Here is a 17,437-nt window from a genome sequence, read left to right as displayed (position 1 = left end):
CCAAAAGAAACCTAAATCAACAGAACTTGAGTTCCATTCTTGGTCAGACCAAAAAGGGTCTCGATATTCTCGTTATAGAGCCCAATGCAACCGTTGGACGATTTCCGGCCAATTTTGCGTGTGTCTTGGGTGCCGTGAATACGGTAATACTGCCACGACAAATAGAGCGCATGCGTTCCGAGTGGATTATCAGGTCCAGGACCAATATAACGCGGCCATTCGGGGTTGCGCTTCAACATATTCGGCGTTGGCGACCAGCTTGGCCCATCAACTTTGCGGATAATGGACGTACGCCCAAGACGTGTGAGATCGTCCGATTGCGGCACAGATGTCGGGTACAATTTATAGACCGACAAATCCTCGGACCAGAAGTGCAAAGCCCGCGATTGTGTGTCGACCAGAATCGCACCGTTGCGCGTGTCGGAAAAATACGGCCGCCAGTCGAGGGACCGGAAACTTGATATATTATGCCGTACCGTATCGTCAATTTCTGGTTCAACAGCGATTTGCGCATAGGCTGGCAACGCCAAGCTGCCCGCGAGTGCGACCGAAGTACCGATGAAATTGCGACGGTTCACAAACTTATTCTTCTGTTCAGGCATACTTCGACTCACTTTTCTGTTCAGGTGCTATAATATGGCGCTAAAGTCGCAGTCGCAATTCAAACAAACGTCATCAGGCCAAAAATCGCCTAACTTCATTTGATTGCTTGGGAAATCGTTGCTAAAGACAGTGGATGTGAATTTGGGAAAAATGTCATGAAAATATCTGTGCTCATTGCGGCCGTGTCAATTGTTGCGCTCGCTGCATGCGAACCAACGAATGTGGTACGAATTGGAGCAGATGGTAAACCCCTTCCCCCAATTTATAAAGTCCCGAGTTCAGGTGAAGTAGAATTTGCTGTTCTCGACTCGGTAAACTTGCTGCGCCAATCTTCCGGAGCAGCCCCCCTGAGTTTGGATTCCAAATTGACTGCGGCCGCCGCCACTCATGCTCGCGATATGGCAGTTCAAAACCGCGCGTGGCATTTTGGGTCTGATGGATCTTCGCCGCTAGATCGCGTTGCGCGTACGGGATACAACGGAATCCTTGCGGGCGAAAACATATCAGAGACATATGAAACCGAGCTTGAAACTCTGTCCGCATGGATGGGTACCGCCGACAGTCGCCGCGTCATTCTGGATCCCGAAGCTAAGGACATGGGCTTTTCGTGGTACCAAGAACCAAGCGGTAAAATATGGTGGGCAATGGTGACGGGCCGCAATAGTTTCGGCTCAACCAATTATACATTCGCCGAAAATTAAGGGGAGACGGTGATTACTGTGTTGAGTTTTACCATCCCGTAAATCTCGACCATCTCTTGATTAGAGACCGAAATACAGCCCCATGTCCAATCGGTTCCGCGGAAATTTTTGTTGCGACTCTCGCCATGGATAAAGATATCTCCACCAGGGCTTTTGCCTTGGGCGCGCGCCTCTGCGACATCATTTACATTTGGATAGCTTAGCCCAATCGACAAGTAGAAATCGCTGTTGGGGTTCCGGCGATCGATGCGGTACGCACCTTCTGGCGTTTTGCCGTCGCCCTCAAATTCTTTGTCACCGATGGGCGCAAAGCCTAAATCGATATTGTAAGACTTGAGGATTTTGCCATTATTCAAAAGGAACATTTTTCGCGCGTCTTTGTAGACCGCAATGCGGGTAACTTCTGGGCCAGTATACGGTTGGACCGCGCTGGAACAGCCTGCCAAAATCAATACCACTACGCCTAAAAGCGCAAAGATCACTGCCCGCATTTTTTTTGCCTACTCGTTCTTCTTTTCTTCGCTGATACTACAAATTTTGCGCAACGCAAAGCTTTCCTATGCGCGCCGCTTCGAAAATTTTGCCACAATTTCCACGTGGGGCGACCACCGAAACTGGTCCACAACTTGAACCCATTCAATCTCGTACCCAGCGTTTTTGAGGACCACAGCATCGCGCGCAAAACTCACGGGATTGCATGAAACCATCGCGATGGCCTTCACACCGCTTACCGCAACCTCGGCAATCTGAGCCTCTGCACCGGCACGGGGAGGGTCGATAACGACTGCATCAAAACCCTTAAATTCATCTGGCAAAAGGGGCCGCCGAAAAAGGTCGCGCGCTTCGGTTGTAACGTGCTTTAGCCCTGTCGCGAAACGCCACCCTTGATCCAAGGCCGCGACCATTTCAGCGTCACCTTCAACAGCATGCGCTTCGGCTATCTTCGCGATCGGAAGAGAAAACGTTCCGCAACCGGAAAACAAATCAAGCACTCTTTTGGAGCCAGAAACAATTTCTAACACAGCAGAAACCAATGCTTTTTCACCTTCGCTCGTTGCCTGAAGGAACGTCCCCCCCGGAGGATTCACGCGCGCATTTCCAAACATTTGGATAGGTGCATTTATTTCGCAAACGATGTTTTCGTCCCATGTGAGGCGCGCCAATTCATGACGGTTCGCAATCTGAGCAAACTCAACGCGGGCGGCCTCATCCAGTGGTTTGCCACCCTTTGCGACAACGTCAACACCGCCCAAAGACTGGGTAACGAGGAAGCTTATTTCGCCTTTGCGCGAGGCACCAGCAATGGTCAAATCGATCAAAGCAGGGACGACATTTTTAAGCGCAGGGTCTAGAAGTTGGCAGTTGGGCACCTCAATAATCGTCCCCGTTCCACGTGTGTGAAAACCAATCATCGCGCCATTTTTGGTTCGCTTGCCAGCCAGCCCAGCGCGCCGCCTTGATCCTGGAGGCGAAGTCTGGATGGGCCTAAATTCGGCTTCCAAGCCCTGCCCTTCCAAAGCTGTTTTCACAACGTCCTGTTTCCAATTTGCAACAAAATCATCCGACGCGTGCATTAAACTACACCCGCCACAGGACTTGTAGTGGCTACAAATCGGCTTCACGCGGTCGGTAGAGGGGGTGAGGATTCGCGGCGTGGGCATCTTGCCATCAACGACATCGCCCTCCACCACTTCTCCGGGCAAGGTCATGGGAACAAAAACGGGGCCTGCAGCGATGCCATCGCCCAAGTGTCCCAAACGTTCGATTGTTAATTTCACCTTGCCGTCTCCTCAATGCCGATAAATCCACCGGACTGTCGATTCCAATACTGGGCGTACATCCCATTTTGCTCCAACAATTCCGAATGGGTTCCTTGCTCGACTACGCGCCCTTGATCAAGCACTATTATGCGATCCATCTTTGCAATTGTCGAAAGACGGTGGGCAATGGCCAACACAGTTTTACCCTCCATGACGTTTTCAAGCGCCGTCTGAATGGCCGCTTCAACCTCGGAATCCAGCGCACTTGTCGCCTCGTCCAACACCAAAATTGGCGCATCTTTCAAAATGGCCCGCGCCAAAGCCACGCGCTGACGTTGCCCCCCCGAGAGCTTCACGCCACGCTCCCCTAGGAATGCGCCATAGCCTTCCCGCCCTTTATAGTCGACGAGATCCTGAATAAACCCATGCGCTTCTGCCCGTTGGGCCGCATCGACAACCTCATGCTCGCCAGCATCGGGCTTGCCGTACATAATGTTATCCATGGCCGAGCGGTTAAACATCGCTGTCTCTTGGGTCACCATGCCAATTTGACGCCGAAGGCTTTTCTGCGTCACTTTCGACAGGTCCTGCCCGTCAATCAAAACACGCCCCTTCTCAGGATCATAGAGCCGCAACAGCAAGGAAACCAACGTCGATTTCCCGGCCCCCGAAGCCCCGACAATCCCCAGCTTTTCGCCCGCGCGAATGGTAAGGTTGGTTTTAGAAATCCCGCCCGTTTTACCGCCATAGGCAAACGTCACGCCTTCAAATTGAATCTCTCCTCTTGGTACGGCGAGCTCTGTAGCGGTATCCGCATCAACCAACACTGGCCGCACAGTCAGCGTGTTCATCCCGTCCTCAATCTCACCCACGTGGGAAAACACGCCCATTAACGTAAACGAAACCCAACCCGTCATTTGGGCAAACCGAATGGCCAGTGAGCCGGTCGTGGCAATATCACCCGTGCTCGCGGTGCCCTGAGTCCAGAAAAACAGTGTAGCGCCAACCATCACAACAGGCAAAATACCTGCGATAATCATCAGTCCAAAACGAAATTGCGCAGAAAGATAGCCGAAGTGCGTGGCCTTTGCGCGAAACTCCTTCATCGCTTGGATCGCGGCACGATCTTCATGATCAACATGCGCAAATAATTTAACGGTTTTGATGTTTGAAATTGTATCAACCAGTTGCCCCGTGACCCCCGTGCGCGCCCCAGCGCGTGCGCGTGCACGCACCCTGACGCGTGGCAGATAGTGTCGGAGAAACAACCAATACATGACAAGCCAAAGCCCAAAAACCAATGTAATCCGGTAATCCACATCGGTAATGACAACCGCAGCCCCAATCACAGAGGTTGCGGCGAACACTAATGTGTTGAGGGTCTCGACAACGACCTCTGTGATAGACCCCGCAGCCTGCATTTGCTTTTGGGAAATTCGACCGGCGAAGTCATTGTCAAAAAAGGTCACGGTTTGACCCAAAGTCCAGCGGTTTAATCGCGTCAATACCTGTGTAAAAACCCCGGGAGCGATGACAACAGACTGCATGAGAGCCGATAGCCCCAATAGAATTGGCCGCAAAACGATTAGGAAGAGTAGCGCTATCAATAAAAGGCTGGAATTTCCGGAGAAAAAACTACTTGGATCTCCAGCGAGCGCAGCATCAATCACCATCCCCAAAAATAACGCGGTCGAAACCTCGGTAATCCCCGCCAAGGAGGAAATACCCGCTCCTATACCCAGAGGTTTATAGCTGCCGGACAAACACCAGTTAATGAACTTTCCGAGCTTGCGCGGTGGCGGTGAAGACGCTGGTGCGAAAGGGTCGATCATCTCATCAAGTTTCATTTTTTTCCTAAATCAATTGGCTGAAGCTAAAAATCCTTCACGCGCTTAATGAGTGCATGTCGCGACAAACCAAAATCCGAATTAATCCATTCGAGTTCTAATTTTCTGAGAGCGTTGCCAAGTGCGGCCCCAGATAAGTTTGGCATTAAGTCCGTCGCACTTACACTAAAAACCTGTGCCGCACCTCTAGCAACCTCAGATTTTGCGTCAAGGTGCAGTGGAGTTTTAAAAACCGCACCGCGCAAAAGCAGCACATCCAAAGCAGACCCAGCACCAAGCCGATACCCAAGCGCCGCAGCGCCACTCGTTGAGCCGATCTCATTCCGCAAAGTATTATATTGCTTTGCATCTCTCTTGCTCAAACGCAGCGATTGTTCGATCTCCTGCCCGCCAAGGATGGCTAGCCTTCTTATGGGGTTTGGTTTCACATCGTTTTGAGTTTCAAAGTGAATCAAAATCGGTAGTGTCTTTGCGTCCATACCCACAACAAGCGCGCTTAAAACGCCAGATTGAGCCATAGCGGCCATGGCCGGCGCAGGATCAGCGGCCGCCAAAAGCTTCAACATCTCAGCGCCGATACGTTCGTTGGCCAAAGTCTCTATTCCGGCCAAATTCGCGCTACAGGCCGCCAAACCTTCAGCATCAATTCCTGTATTTGGATCGCCGTACCACGCATAAAACCGAAAAAAGCGCAGGATTCTGAGATAATCTTCGCGAATGCGGTCTTCGGCGTTTTCGATGAACCTAACCCGACGCGCAAGTAGATCTGGCAACCCGTTCAATGGATCCACAACAGTCCCCGCCGAATCCGCGTAAAGCGCGTTCATCGTAAAATCGCGTCGCCGCGCATCGTCTTTAATATTGGTCGAAAACGCTACAACAGCCCGTCGACCGTCCGTTTCGACATCGCGCCTAAATGTGGTAACCTCGTAAGGTGTTTTGCCCTGAACAAGTGTGACAGTTCCATGCTCAATACCTGTTTCAACGGCACGAATACCGTTCTCCTGCGCGAGAGCTAAAACGCGGGTTGGCTCTGCATCTGTCGCGATATCAATGTCATTTGTCGCAACCCCCAGCAGGGCATTGCGAACGCATCCGCCTACAAAATACGCCTGATGGCCCCCACTCTTAAGCATTGTAAAAATGGCTTGTGTCTTTGGGTTATCTAACCAACTTCCCTCAATGCGCATTGTTTAAACCGTCCGCCATCCGCCGTAAAACACGCGCGGTCGCACCCCAGATATAATAGGGTCCGAACGGCACAGTATAATAATTTCTCTCAACACCACGCCAGCTCCTAGACTGTACTTGGTAGCGTTCAATATCAAGCACATGCGCAAGAGGGACTCGAAAAACTTCAGCCACTTCACCCTGTTCCGGATTTGGTACGAATTCGGCTCTAACAAGGCCTAAAACAGGCGTCATTGTAAAGCCAGTGACGGTTTCATGCGGTGGAATCTGGCCCAGAACTTCGACATTGTCGCGCAAAAGTCCAATTTCTTCCTGCGCCTCTCGCAGGGCCGTAGTAACGAGGGTGTCATCCTCCGCATCGCGCTTTCCACCTGGAAAGGCAATTTGGCCGGGATGGTGCTTTAGGTGGGATGCCCGTTTGGTCAAAATAAGCTGAAACCCACGGTCCGTTTCAATCACAGGCACAAGGACAGCCGCTTCACGCAAAGGACGGTTCGGGGGCAAAACGACATTTCTATTGAGATCAAAGTCAGAGGAGCCGCCCCGTGAGGCGGCATCCAGAATTGCTTGTAGAAGGTCTCTAGGCACTTGCCTCATCCGCATTTTTCACGACATCGCGCCCAACAGTAGCTGGATCTAACACATAATGCGCGCCACAAAACTGGCAGTCCGCAGTAATAGACCCGTCATCCTTTGTCATATACGCAAGGTCTTTCGGCGAATATATCGACAAGGTTGTCGCGACACGCTCGGCCGAACACGTACAACCAAACTCGACCGGCTGAGGATCATAAACGCGTGGCGCTTCCTCATGAAACAACCGCACCAATAGCTGGGTTGGTGACACGATTGGTCCAATCAGTTCTAGCTGTTCAACCGAATCCAACAGAATGTTTGCGCGATTCCAATTGTCTTCTTCATCCGGATCCAACATATCCGTTGCCGTCAAAAGCCCTTGATCGCCATTCGCCTCGTCTTTTTTAGCAAGCGGACTCGCTTTAGGCATATGTTGCAGCATCATACCACCAGCCCGCCAGCCTTCAACGCCGCCCTTCTCTGTCGAACGCCCGAAGGTCAATTCAAACCGCGTGGCAAGTTGCTCAGATTGCGCGAAATACGTTTCGGCACATTCCGAGAGAGAATTTCCAGCGATCGGAGTGATCCCCTGATAGGGTTTCGTTCCTGCGCCCTGATCGATCAGGATCGCAAAATATCCGCTACCAAGCTGCGCGAAGGCGGGGCCATTTGGGTCAACTTTCTCCGCATCATAGCTTGCATAGGCGCGCACACGTCCCGCATCGCCCTCCTTTGAAGGGCCGTAATAGTCGGTCGCAATCAAGCGGACAGGACCACCAGTTCCGCGAACTTGTAGCGAAAGTTTCCAGTTCGATTTCATCGTTTGACCGATCAGCGCCGTCAATAACGTCATTTCCGCAACCAACGCCTCAATAGCTGGCGGATAGTCGTGCTGTTCCAAAACGGAATTTAGCACGCCATCTAGGCGCGCGACGCGTCCACGGATGTCGGCGCGGTCAAGTTGAAAAGGGAGGACTGTGTCGTCCCAAGCAATTTTATTTCCAATAGTCATGGGGATTCCTTACGCTCGTTGCGTTGGCTTACAGCGACTATATAAGGGGTGCAATCAACAGTCCAAGGGTAGAATGATGATTAGACGGTTCGGAGAAGCGCCACTGCGGGGAAAAACCTATGTCTTACGGCCCGGAGCCTATGGTATTTTGGCGCGTGGTAACAAGCTGCTTGTGACCCTACAATCCAAACCCTACGTAGAATTTCAGCTGCCTGGTGGAGGCATTGATCTTGGAGAAAACGGAATTGCCGCCTTGCATCGCGAAGTGCGTGAAGAAACTGGTTGGAAAATATCTTCCCCAAAATTCATTGGGTCTTTTCGACGATTTGTTTTCATGCCCGAATATGAAATCTGGGCAGAAAAACTTTGTCATGTCTTCGCAGCCCAGCCCGTCTATCGATTGAGCGCGCCAACTGAACCTTTTCATACCGCTCATTGGATGACGATTAGAGAAGCGTCGTCCCTTTTGGGTAACGAAGGGGACAGGTATTTCGTTAGTCGTCTTGATCATTGAGCGAGACGGGTGGTGGGGGGCCGAATTCCACCATGGCTGCCGAAACATCATCGGGAAATTCCTTTTCTCCCGCGTATTCTTGTAAATCCCAAACGAGAGCTTCTAGCATCGCTGGCCCTTGGACATGTCGGTTTCTCCACAGAAGTGCTTCCAAGCCTTCTTCTTCGAGCATCACATCAAGAGCATTTGGGCACTCCGTAATACCATCAGAGAGGATCAATAATCGATCACCTTGCAACAATGTTGCGCGACATTCTTCATAGGTCGCCCCTTCAATAAGCCCTACGGGCATCCCCCCGTTACCGACATACTCTATTGTACCGTCCGCCCTTTGAATCGCGGGATGAGGATGGCCGGCTTGAGTTAGAACCACTTCACCCGTGACCAAATTCAAAATAGCGAGAACCAGCGTGAAGTAGTGTTCTGTATCCATTTCCTCTAGGCATAGGCGATTGAGAAGTTCTGTCGCCACAGCTGGTGGCCTTGCTGCAAAACCTCCTTTGCCATTTTTCTCTAACGCAACGTTTTGCTTGGGGGAGGCGCCAGAAAGATACCCCGCCAATCGGGCTGTCATTAGGGCCGATGTAATGCCGTGCCCCGACACATCAATTGCATAAATCCCAATTTCTGTGTCGCTAATAGGAAACATGCCAACCAAATCCCCGCCAACATGCCCAGAAGGCCTTAACAATAGGGATATTTGAGCTGTTTCGAAGCTTCGATATCTTTCCTTCACTAGGGACTGCTGGAGTTTTTTTGCTTCAATAAGGTCACGATCCAACGTGTCATAAAGCGCTGATATTTCCTCTAGAGTGCGGGAGACCAACGCATTTTTTTCAATCAGCTCGCGCTCCATGCTCAGAATTCGCTCAGCAGCAGTGATTCTCGCACGTAACTCATTGGACGAAACGGGCTTTGTTAGAAAATCGTCGGCGCCAACTTCGAGGCCATGCGCAACCTCCTCCTTCTCACTTTTGGAAGTCAAAAGGATGAAGTACCCATATTTTTTCTTGTCTAACTGGCGGAATATTTGGCAAAATTCCACTCCACTCATTCCCGGCATCATCCAGTCACTTAGAATGAGATCTGCGCTGTGAGTCTGAAGGATTTCAAGGGCTTCATCGCCAGATCCGGCTTCCAGAACAGAGAACCCCCATCGCTTCAACATCGTCGAAAGGAGGCGGCGCTGTGCACGACTATCGTCGACCACCAAAATACGTTTTATTGCGCCCTCAACTGCTTTGGGTATGGCGGCTTTTTCTATGTTGCTAGACATAACTGCGGACATTTTTTTGGTCGCTCCTAGGGGTTCTACCTCCCCTCCTGACACATGCAGCTTAACAGTCGATGAAGCCTAAAATTCGATAGGATTTGGTAATTTCAGTTACGTATTATTAAGCTTAGTCCAATAAATATTCTTCTATTAGATTAGTTCCGGCAATAATTAGAGATGAGTTTTTGGAGTAGACAATGATCGATTGGGATCGCGTAAATGAACTTCGAGAAGAAGTGGGCATCGAGGACTTTCAGGAAGTAGCCGACCTATTTCTGGAGGAAGTCGATGAGGTAATTGAACGGTTGAAGTCGACTAACGGTACAATCTCCCTCGAAGAAGAGATGCATTTTTTAAAGGGCAGCGCCCTTAACTTGGGCTTCACACTCATGGGACAAGTTTGCCAGCAAGGAGAAAAGGCGGCATCCGGTGGGCGAAAAGAGGAAGTCGATTTGCCTCGGTTATTTAAGGCGTACGAAGACTCCAAAGTGGAGTTCCTTGCAAATCAGACATAGTCGGTTGCGTCAAATTAGGAATTCTGCAAGCGTTTGATCGGACGTTATATCCCGATATGCAAACCCAGCCTTTTCCATTTTTTCCAACAAAATAGGAAAATTCCTGGCGCTTCTGGTTTCAATACCAATAAGCACGCTTCCAAAGTTTCGAGCAGACTTTTTCATATACTCAAATCGAGCGATGTCGTCGTCTGGCCCCAGCATAAGCAGGAAATCCTTGAGCGCTCCTGGTCTTTGCGGAAGCCGAAGAATGAAGTATTTTTTCACTCCCAAAAACCGTTGAGCGCGCTCTTTAACTTCGGGGAGTCGCTCAAAATCAAAGTTCCCCCCTGACGTCACACATATTATTGTTTTCCCTCGGATTTCACCCGCAATATCTCCCAGAGCATCGATAGACATAGCCCCTGCGGGCTCAAGAACAACTCCTTCTACATTCAACATTTCAAGAATGGTCGAACAAATGCGATCTTCGGGTACGGACAAGACGTTTTCCAACTCAACCGTAGAAAGAGCCACAAAATTCAACGCTCCAATACGTGCAACTGAAGCCCCGTCCACGAAGTTATCTACTCGGCCCAAAGTGACCGGTGCTCCATCGTTGAGAGCCGCGGCTAGGCTTTTTGCGCCCTCGGGTTCGATATATTTAAGCGATGTTTCGGATGCCTCAGACGCAAAATATTTAGTAACCCCAGCAGAAAGCCCCCCTCCTCCCACAGGGAGAACCATCATATCAGGCGCACGACCGAGTTGGGCCAAAGCCTCTACGGCAACACTCGCTTGCCCCTCGATCACATCCTCATCGTCAAATGGTGCGAGGAAATGACCACCCGCCTGTGCGCAATACACCTGAGCCGCGGCTAAAGTCGCATCAAAATAGTCGCCCACCAGACGGATTTCGACGAAATTTTTCCCGAAAATTTCGGTCTTTTGAATCTTTTGTTGCGGTGTTGTGACGGGCATATAAATCACGCCCTTAACTCCAAAATGCTGGCAAACAAACGCGACGCCCTGTGCATGGTTTCCCGCACTGGCGCAGACAAACAACTCTTGTGTCGGATCGTTGGCCCGCACCTTGGACATAGCATTAAACGCGCCACGAATTTTATAACTCCGGACGGGGCTTAAATCTTCGCGTTTGAGCCAAATATCGGCGTCGAATTTCGCAGAGAGGTGATCATTGCGCAATAACGGTGTCGCGGGGAAGAGCGCCCGCATTGCTTCGGTTGCCGCACGGGTTTTTTGGGAAAAATCGTTCATGCCCCAAGATGTCGCGCGAATTGCACTTCAGAGCAAGCCCCTAGGGCAATTCACGTCCTTCAATCGCCATGCCGTAAACTGTGGTCAACATACTCACGCCGACCATCATGCTGACCCATCCGAGTACTGCATTTTGGAACATCAATGAAACTAACCCCGCGGGTAAAATGAGCGAAGCCAACAGTTGAAGCGCGCCCGAGATCGCCATTGTTAGAAACGCTAGAGTTAAAATCGCCCCACGCATATCCTTCGTCGCGATCCAAGCCTCCCTCAGAGTTAACGATTTACCTAGGGCTGCCGCAGGAAGAACTGGAGAGAGACGATAGAATACAGCAAACGCTGGCGTAAAGAGAATGACCGAAAGAAAAGCTAAGCCCCTCGGCCCAACGGACGACAGAAATGGCCTTAAAACCAACGATATTGCTGTCATAATAAACAGTAGAAAAAGCGCTACGACGAGCACAGTTAGCCCGATCAAAACGCTTCGCCACAAATAGCCAAGCATATCGCGCCCTCGGAACGGCGGTAACATTACACCACCGTTTTCCCCAAGCAACACATATCGATGCCAAGAAACCGCAATCCAAAGGCTGGCGACAACGGAGATAATGATAATTGCCAAGAGCGGAATGAGCGACGGAGTAACGATTTCGCGTCCAGCCTCGACAACTTCAAACTGAGACCTGAAAAGAAAGAATTGCACGAAAAGAACCGCAGCATAGAGCACGCCAGAAATCTGGAGGGACGTTTTAAAATCACTAAAAACCATTCTTATAGAATGGGTAAACATTTTCCAGCCAAGCATGGTCTCTCCAACAGAATTTTTCAATCAGATAGCTCTATCAGGCCGAAAACCTTCAGGTCAACGCGCATCAACCTTTTCGAAACTCTCCCACTTTCTTTCGCTAGACTTGCCCCACCGCACAAAACCCTGTAACGCCACGGCGATACCCATATGGAGAAGATCATGTCTGCGCCCAAAACCGCCCCCAAGAAAGTTGTTCTGGCCTATTCCGGTGGCCTTGATACCTCGATAATCCTTAAATGGCTTGAGATCGAATATGGCTGTGAGGTTATTACCTTCACCGCCGACTTGGGCCAAGGCGAAGAGCTTGAGCCCGCTCGTGCGAAGGCCGAGCTTTTGGGCGTGAAGCCTGAGAATATTTACATCGAAGACCTGCGCGAAGAGTTCGTGCGCGATTTCGTTTTCCCGATGTTCCGCGCAAACGCACAGTATGAAGGGCTTTACCTTCTGGGTACGTCTATCGCGCGTCCACTGATTTCCAAGCGTTTGGTCGAAATCGCCGCCTCAACTGGGGCCGACGCGGTCGCCCACGGAGCGACGGGCAAGGGCAACGATCAGGTCCGGTTTGAACTTGCCGCCTATGCGCTCAACCCAGAAATCAAAGTGATCGCCCCCTGGCGCGAATGGGATTTACAAAGCCGCACCAAGCTCATTGAGTTTGCGGAACTGCACCAAATCCCAATCGCCAAAGACAAACGCGGTGAAGCGCCTTTCTCGGTGGATGCGAACTTGCTGCACACGTCCTCCGAAGGCAAAGTCCTCGAAGACCCTGCCATTGACGCGCCCGATTATGTGTACCAGCGCACGGTTCACCCCGAAGATGCGCCGAACACGCCCGAATTCATTGAGATTACCTTTGAAAAAGGCGATGCGACGGCAATTGATGGCGTTGAAATGTCACCAGCAACAATCCTGACCAAGCTCAACGAACTAGGCGGCAAACATGGTTGTGGGCGCCTCGACCTTGTTGAGGGTCGTTTTGTTGGCATGAAATCCCGCGGTATTTACGAAACACCCGGCGGTACACTATTGCTTGAGGCACACCGTGGCATTGAATCCATCACAATGGATCGTGGCGCGATGCATCTCAAAGACGAGCTGATGCCGAAATACGCCGAGCTCATTTACAACGGTTTCTGGTTCTCTCCGGAACGCGAAATGCTGCAAGCGGCTATCGACCTTTCGCAAGAGCATGTGACCGGAACTGTGCGCCTCAAACTTTACAAAGGTGTTGCGCGCACCGTCGGCCGCTGGTCGGATCACAGCCTCTATTCCGAGAGTCATGTGACTTTTGAAGAGGATGCTGGCGCCTATGATCAAAAAGACGCAGCGGGCTTCATTCAGCTTCAAGCCTTGCGCCTAAAACTTATCGCAATGCGCGATCGCCGCGTTAAATCACTTAAATAAATTCATGGGCTGCCGAATTAATTTTGGCAGCCCATTTTTTTCGGCCTAAGCGATTTTAGCGCCCAGACTCTCCATTTTTCATCCAGTAAAGACTGCTCAAGCTTGCGTGACATTCTGTTTCAAGGGATTGCAATGATTCCAAAATGGGCAAAAAGATTGGGTAACGAGGAGATCAATATGAAAAACCTATCGTACAGCTTTAAATCCATCACTCTGGCAATTGCCTTAACGCTTGGGTTTATCCTTCACTGCGATCCCGCAAGCGCTGGAAAAAACGAAACGCTCGTGGTTGCCGGTGGCTGTTTTTGGTGTGTCGAAAGCGATTTTGAATCGGTGCCTGGCGTAATTGAGGCGGTGTCCGGCTATACGGGCGGGACTGTCGCCAACCCGACCTATAAAATCGTTTCAAAGGGTGGATCCGGCCACTTTGAGGCCGTCAAAATCACTTATGACAGCGCAAAAATTGACCGTTCAAAATTGCTGGATCTCTTTCTGCGCTCCGTCGATGTTACGGACGCGGGAGGTCAGTTCTGTGATCGTGGCGACAGTTACCGCACCGCGATATTCGTCTCTAATCAGGCGGAATTGGATATCGCAAACGCCGCAATTTCCAAAGCTCAAGCGGAACTTGGACAAAAGATTGTCACACCCGTATTGAACGCAAAGACCTTTTATGTGGCCGAAGCGAACCACCAGAATTATTACAAAGGCAACAAACGGGTCCTTACACGTTTTGGGCCTGTGAAGCAGTCCACTGCCTATGAAAAATACCGCAAAGGATGCGGCCGCGACGCCAAAGTTCTAGCGCTCTGGGATAGCGCCGCGCCGTTTGCGCAGGGTCACTAGCTCCGCTGACTAAGAAAAACATCGACCTCTGCACGTGCGGGAATGGCTTCAGCTGCACCCGCGCGGGTAACTTTGATTGCTGCCGCTGCTGACGCCAACTTCAAGGCCTGTGCTACGTCCGCTCCCTGATCGCGCGCCGCCGCGAAATACCCCGCGAATGTGTCCCCCGCGCCTGTGGTATCAACCGGAACAACCGAAAAACTTTCGACGTTTAAGTTTGATCCGTTTCCATGCCATTGAGCGCCTTTTGACCCGAGCGTCACAAGGGTCTCTGGGACTGGTAGGTTTTCAATATTCGTCCCTAACGCGGCACAAAGCTGCGCTGCTTCGCCTTCATTCATTGCGAGCATCGAAACAAAAGGCAAGACCGCACGCACTGCCTCAATGGAAAATGGCGCAGCGGAATACACGACCCGAATACCCTTTTTTTGGGCCAACTCCGCTGCAAACGCTTGGTGGGATGTCTCGTTCTGCAACAATAGAGTATCCCCCGCCTTCCCTGCCTCCAAAGCCCGTGAAATTTCGCTTTCGCTGAGGGAAACATTGGCACCGGGAAAGAGAACAATTGCATTTTCGGCGTTTGCATCGACATTTATAATTGCATGCCCTGTGGGTGTTTGAATTTGCGAAACCCCGTCTACATTAACGCCCAATTCCGCAAGCTTTTCCCGCGCCCAAACACCATCGGGGCCTACAGCACCAATATGAAAAACATCCGAACCCGCTCGCGCTGCGGCAACGGACTGGTTTGTGCCCTTTCCGCCCAGGCCAATCGAAAAACCCGTCGCCGCCAAAGTTTCCCCAGGTAATGGCAAATGCGGTACTGAATAAACGTGATCCGCGTTAATGGATCCTAGATTAAAGATCGTCACTTTTTCTCCTTACAGGCAGCAAGTATCGCCATGTTTAGAATGTCACTCGATGTGGACACTGTTGAGCAAATTTGGATGGATTGGTCAATTCCGGTGAGGATTGGACCAATTACGGTTGCTCCGGCCATCTCCTGCATCAGCTTCACCGAAATACTCGCGGAATGGCGCGCCGGAACCACAAGGACGTTGGCGGGCCCTGACAAGCGAGTGAAAGGATAATGCGACATGGCCTGTGGGTTCAGCGCCACATCGACGGTCATTTCCCCCTCGAATTCAAAGTCCACGCCACGTTGTTCTAAAACTTTCGGCGCTTGGTGCATTTTTTCTGCGCGTTCCGAAACAGGGGAACCGAAGGTCGAAAAGCTCACGAAGGCAACGCGGGGTTCTAGTCCAAGCGTCCGCGCAACTTCTGCGCCGCGCTCCGCAATCGTTGCCAAATCTTCCTGATCCGGCCACTCGTGTACCAGTGTATCTGTGATCAACACGATGCGCCCATTCAACAAAAGCGCCGTCACACCCACGGCACCATCCTCGGCGCGCGCATCAAATACATGGTTGAGAAGCCCCAAAACATGCGCTGATTTTCGGGTCGCCCCTGTCACCAAACCATCGCCATGCCCATGTGCCAACATAAGCGCAGAGAAGACGTGGCGATCCCGCGAAGCAAGCCGGTTCACATCCTGCCGATCATGGCCACTGCGTTGTAACTTATTGTAAAGATGTTCTTTATAAGCATCCAAATGTGGCGTGTTCGCGGCATTAACAATCTCCAGCTCGCCGAAAGCATCCCCCATTCCTACGGACCCCAAAAGCTCCTTCACACCACTTTCGCGGCCAACGACAAGCGCTTTACCGAGACCCGAACGTTGGTAATTAACGGCGGCGCGCAACACGCGAATATCGTCGCCCTCGGCAAAAATCATTCGGGCCTGACGGGCCTTAGCACGCGCATTAATTGAGCGCAGAATGTGGGCCGTTGGGTCCATACGGGCCCGCAGGCTTTCCTCATATCCGACCATATCGACAATCGGACGTCGCCCAACCCCCGTGTCCATCCCCGCTTTTGCAACGGCGGGCGGCACGACATAAATCAAACGCGGGTCAAACGGCGTCGGAATAATATAATCGCGCCCGAATTGAAGTTTCCGACCATAAGCCATCGCAACCTCGTCAGGGACTTCTTCACGCGCCAGATCCGCGAGAGCATGTGCGCAAGCAATTTTCATTTCATCGTTGATGGCCCGAGCACGGATATCGAGCGCGCCTCGGAATAAGTATGGAAACCCCAGAACGTTGTTAACTTGGTTCGGATAATCGCTGCGGCCCGTGGCAACGATGGCGTCTGGGCGCACGGCGTGGGCTTCTTCGGGAGTGATTTCCGGATCGGGGTTGGCCATGGCGAAAATTACGGGATCTTTCGCCATACTCGCGACCATCTCTGGTGTCACAGCTCCCTTTGCGGACACACCCAAGAAGATATCGGCGTCCTGCATCGCTTCTTCCAAGGTCCGCAGGTCAGTTACGGCCGCATGGGCGGACTTCCATTGGTTCATACCCTCGGTACGGCCTTGATAAATAACACCTTTTGTGTCGCACATGACGCAATTATTGTGCTGCGCTCCCATGGATTTTATCAACTCCAAACAGGCAATACCCGCAGCTCCAGCACCGTTTAAAACAATGCGGACATCCTCTATTTTCTTTCCAGAGATTTTCAACGCGTTGATCAATCCAGCCGCGCAAATAACCGCTGTTCCGTGCTGATCGTCGTGAAAAACCGGAATGTCCATTTCCTCTTTGAGGCGTTGTTCAATGATAAAACACTCGGGCGCTTTTATATCTTCAAGGTTAATCCCGCCAAAACTTGGGCCCATCAAACGCACAGCATTGATAAAGGCCTCGGGGTCCTCGGTGTCCAACTCGATATCGATTGAATTCACATCCGCGAAGCGTTTAAACAGGACAGCCTTGCCCTCCATTACAGGCTTAGACGCGAGCGCGCCAAGGTTTCCTAACCCCAAAACCGCCGTTCCGTTCGTAATAACCGCGACCAAATTTCCCTTGTTTGTATAGTCATAAGCGGCATCTGGGTTTTTGGCGATGGCCTCGCACGGAACGGCAACACCGGGCGAATACGCCAAGGATAGATCGCGCTGGGTGGTCATAGGGGTGGACGGCGAGACATCAAATTTTCCCGGTCTGGGTTCCATGTGATATGCGAGTGCGTCGGCGTCTGTGATTGTCATTTTTGTGGACAT

17 protein-coding genes are annotated in these 17,437 nt (G+C 51.3%); 5 read left to right on the top strand and 12 right to left on the bottom strand.

The features are described 5' to 3' along the window. Positions 1-11: 11 nt before the first annotated feature. Complete coding sequence (locus RC74_RS06010) at positions 12-602, bottom strand: L,D-transpeptidase (protein ID WP_039002839.1); 591 nt, start codon at positions 600-602, stop codon at positions 12-14. A 156-nt stretch (positions 603-758) separates the two neighbouring features. Here RC74_RS06010 and dalA point away from each other — a divergent pair, with 156 nt between their 5' ends. Beyond that, complete coding sequence (gene dalA, locus RC74_RS06005) at positions 759-1,304, top strand: divisome-associated lipoprotein DalA (protein WP_039002840.1); 546 nt, start codon at positions 759-761, stop codon at positions 1,302-1,304. On the opposite strand, the gene RC74_RS06000 is transcribed toward dalA, so the two are convergent. The 6 genes from RC74_RS06000 to hslO all read right to left on the bottom strand — a co-directional run bounded on the left by RC74_RS06000 (position 1,301) and on the right by hslO (position 7,690). Further along, complete coding sequence (locus RC74_RS06000) at positions 1,301-1,795, bottom strand: L,D-transpeptidase family protein (RefSeq protein ID WP_039002841.1); 495 nt, start codon at positions 1,793-1,795, stop codon at positions 1,301-1,303. The two genes, dalA and RC74_RS06000, sit on opposite strands and share 4 nt — an antisense overlap. 66 nt (positions 1,796-1,861) lie before the next feature. Beyond that, positions 1,862-3,082 carry a class I SAM-dependent RNA methyltransferase gene (locus RC74_RS05995; RefSeq protein ID WP_039002843.1) on the bottom strand — a complete coding sequence of 407 codons (1,221 nt, stop codon included), beginning with the start codon at positions 3,080-3,082 and terminating at the stop codon, positions 1,862-1,864. Beyond that, positions 3,079-4,911: an ABC transporter ATP-binding protein gene (locus RC74_RS05990; protein ID WP_039002844.1), complete on the bottom strand. Its 1,833-nt coding sequence runs from the start codon at positions 4,909-4,911 to the stop codon at positions 3,079-3,081. Before RC74_RS05990 ends, RC74_RS05995 begins: the two co-directional genes overlap by 4 nt. Before the next feature lie 26 nt (positions 4,912-4,937). Then, on the bottom strand, positions 4,938-6,047 hold the full coding sequence (locus RC74_RS05985) for a CCA tRNA nucleotidyltransferase (RefSeq protein WP_236940038.1): 1,110 nt from the start codon (positions 6,045-6,047) through the stop codon (positions 4,938-4,940). Positions 6,048-6,090: 43 nt separating this feature from the next. Further along, positions 6,091-6,699 (bottom strand): CoA pyrophosphatase, encoded by a 609-nt coding sequence (locus RC74_RS05980; protein WP_052274901.1) that lies wholly within the window; start codon positions 6,697-6,699, stop codon positions 6,091-6,093. Further along, entirely contained in the window at positions 6,683-7,690 is a 1,008-nt protein-coding gene (gene hslO, locus RC74_RS05975; RefSeq protein ID WP_039002847.1) for an Hsp33 family molecular chaperone HslO, read from the bottom strand. Before hslO ends, RC74_RS05980 begins: the two co-directional genes overlap by 17 nt. A gap of 76 nt (positions 7,691-7,766) precedes the next feature. Here hslO and RC74_RS05970 point away from each other — a divergent pair, with 76 nt between their 5' ends. Further along, on the top strand, positions 7,767-8,204 hold the full coding sequence (locus RC74_RS05970) for an NUDIX hydrolase (RefSeq protein WP_039002928.1): 438 nt from the start codon (positions 7,767-7,769) through the stop codon (positions 8,202-8,204). Here the strand turns inward: RC74_RS05970 and RC74_RS05965 are convergent. After that, the gene (locus RC74_RS05965) at positions 8,185-9,492 is read right to left on the bottom strand and encodes a PP2C family protein-serine/threonine phosphatase (protein ID WP_236940036.1); all 1,308 of its coding nucleotides are present in this window, start codon (positions 9,490-9,492) and stop codon (positions 8,185-8,187) included. The genes RC74_RS05970 and RC74_RS05965 overlap by 20 nt on opposite strands. 182 nt (positions 9,493-9,674) lie before the next feature. Here RC74_RS05965 and RC74_RS05960 point away from each other — a divergent pair, with 182 nt between their 5' ends. Next, on the top strand, positions 9,675-9,992 hold the full coding sequence (locus RC74_RS05960) for an Hpt domain-containing protein (protein WP_039002849.1): 318 nt from the start codon (positions 9,675-9,677) through the stop codon (positions 9,990-9,992). A 9-nt stretch (positions 9,993-10,001) separates the two neighbouring features. Here RC74_RS05960 and ilvA read toward each other — a convergent pair whose 3' ends face one another. Together ilvA and RC74_RS05950 are read right to left on the bottom strand one after the other, a co-directional pair. Beyond that, on the bottom strand, positions 10,002-11,249 hold the full coding sequence (gene ilvA / locus RC74_RS05955) for a threonine ammonia-lyase IlvA (protein WP_039002851.1): 1,248 nt from the start codon (positions 11,247-11,249) through the stop codon (positions 10,002-10,004). Between the two features lie 40 nt (positions 11,250-11,289). Next, positions 11,290-12,054, bottom strand: coding sequence for a hypothetical protein (locus tag RC74_RS05950; protein ID WP_039002852.1), 765 nt, complete (start codon positions 12,052-12,054; stop codon positions 11,290-11,292). 162 nt (positions 12,055-12,216) lie between these two features. Here RC74_RS05950 and RC74_RS05945 point away from each other — a divergent pair, with 162 nt between their 5' ends. Together RC74_RS05945 and msrA are read left to right on the top strand one after the other, a co-directional pair. Continuing rightward, on the top strand, positions 12,217-13,461 hold the full coding sequence (locus RC74_RS05945) for an argininosuccinate synthase (RefSeq protein ID WP_039002854.1): 1,245 nt from the start codon (positions 12,217-12,219) through the stop codon (positions 13,459-13,461). Positions 13,462-13,638: 177 nt separating this feature from the next. Next, positions 13,639-14,307 carry a peptide-methionine (S)-S-oxide reductase MsrA gene (gene msrA / locus RC74_RS05940; RefSeq protein WP_039002931.1) on the top strand — a complete coding sequence of 223 codons (669 nt, stop codon included), beginning with the start codon at positions 13,639-13,641 and terminating at the stop codon, positions 14,305-14,307. Here msrA and RC74_RS05935 read toward each other — a convergent pair. After that, positions 14,304-15,179, bottom strand: a complete 876-nt coding sequence (locus RC74_RS05935) for a ribokinase (RefSeq protein WP_039002855.1) — start codon at positions 15,177-15,179, stop codon at positions 14,304-14,306. The two genes, msrA and RC74_RS05935, sit on opposite strands and share 4 nt — an antisense overlap. Then, positions 15,176-17,437, bottom strand: coding sequence for an NADP-dependent malic enzyme (locus RC74_RS05930; RefSeq protein ID WP_052274902.1), 2,262 nt, complete (start codon positions 17,435-17,437; stop codon positions 15,176-15,178). Before RC74_RS05930 ends, RC74_RS05935 begins: the two co-directional genes overlap by 4 nt.

This window comes from Falsihalocynthiibacter arcticus (assembly GCF_000812665.2).
In the GTDB taxonomy this organism is placed as follows: Bacteria; Pseudomonadota; Alphaproteobacteria; order Rhodobacterales; family Rhodobacteraceae; genus Falsihalocynthiibacter; species Falsihalocynthiibacter arcticus.
This window is presented reverse-complemented; position numbering and strand designations above follow the sequence as displayed.

Excerpts from the sequence above, each read along its gene's own strand:
- RC74_RS05930 (WP_052274902.1), bottom strand. The coding sequence starts at position 17,437 with ATGTCCACAAAAATGACAATCACAGACGCCGACGCACTCGCATATCAC.
- RC74_RS05980 (WP_052274901.1), bottom strand. The coding sequence starts at position 6,699 with ATGAGGCAAGTGCCTAGAGACCTTCTACAAGCAATTCTGGATGCCGCC.
- dalA (WP_039002840.1), top strand. The coding sequence starts at position 759 with ATGAAAATATCTGTGCTCATTGCGGCCGTGTCAATTGTTGCGCTCGCT.
- RC74_RS05985 (WP_236940038.1), bottom strand. The coding sequence starts at position 6,047 with ATGCTTAAGAGTGGGGGCCATCAGGCGTATTTTGTAGGCGGATGCGTT.
- hslO (WP_039002847.1), bottom strand. The coding sequence starts at position 7,690 with ATGACTATTGGAAATAAAATTGCTTGGGACGACACAGTCCTCCCTTTT.
- RC74_RS05960 (WP_039002849.1), top strand. The coding sequence starts at position 9,675 with ATGATCGATTGGGATCGCGTAAATGAACTTCGAGAAGAAGTGGGCATC.
- RC74_RS05950 (WP_039002852.1), bottom strand. The coding sequence starts at position 12,054 with ATGCTTGGCTGGAAAATGTTTACCCATTCTATAAGAATGGTTTTTAGT.
- RC74_RS05945 (WP_039002854.1), top strand. The coding sequence starts at position 12,217 with ATGTCTGCGCCCAAAACCGCCCCCAAGAAAGTTGTTCTGGCCTATTCC.
- msrA (WP_039002931.1), top strand. The coding sequence starts at position 13,639 with ATGAAAAACCTATCGTACAGCTTTAAATCCATCACTCTGGCAATTGCC.
- ilvA (WP_039002851.1), bottom strand. The coding sequence starts at position 11,249 with ATGAACGATTTTTCCCAAAAAACCCGTGCGGCAACCGAAGCAATGCGG.
- RC74_RS06010 (WP_039002839.1), bottom strand. The coding sequence starts at position 602 with ATGCCTGAACAGAAGAATAAGTTTGTGAACCGTCGCAATTTCATCGGT.
- RC74_RS05965 (WP_236940036.1), bottom strand. The coding sequence starts at position 9,492 with ATGTCCGCAGTTATGTCTAGCAACATAGAAAAAGCCGCCATACCCAAA.
- RC74_RS05990 (WP_039002844.1), bottom strand. The coding sequence starts at position 4,911 with ATGAAACTTGATGAGATGATCGACCCTTTCGCACCAGCGTCTTCACCG.
- RC74_RS05970 (WP_039002928.1), top strand. The coding sequence starts at position 7,767 with ATGATTAGACGGTTCGGAGAAGCGCCACTGCGGGGAAAAACCTATGTC.
- RC74_RS06000 (WP_039002841.1), bottom strand. The coding sequence starts at position 1,795 with ATGCGGGCAGTGATCTTTGCGCTTTTAGGCGTAGTGGTATTGATTTTG.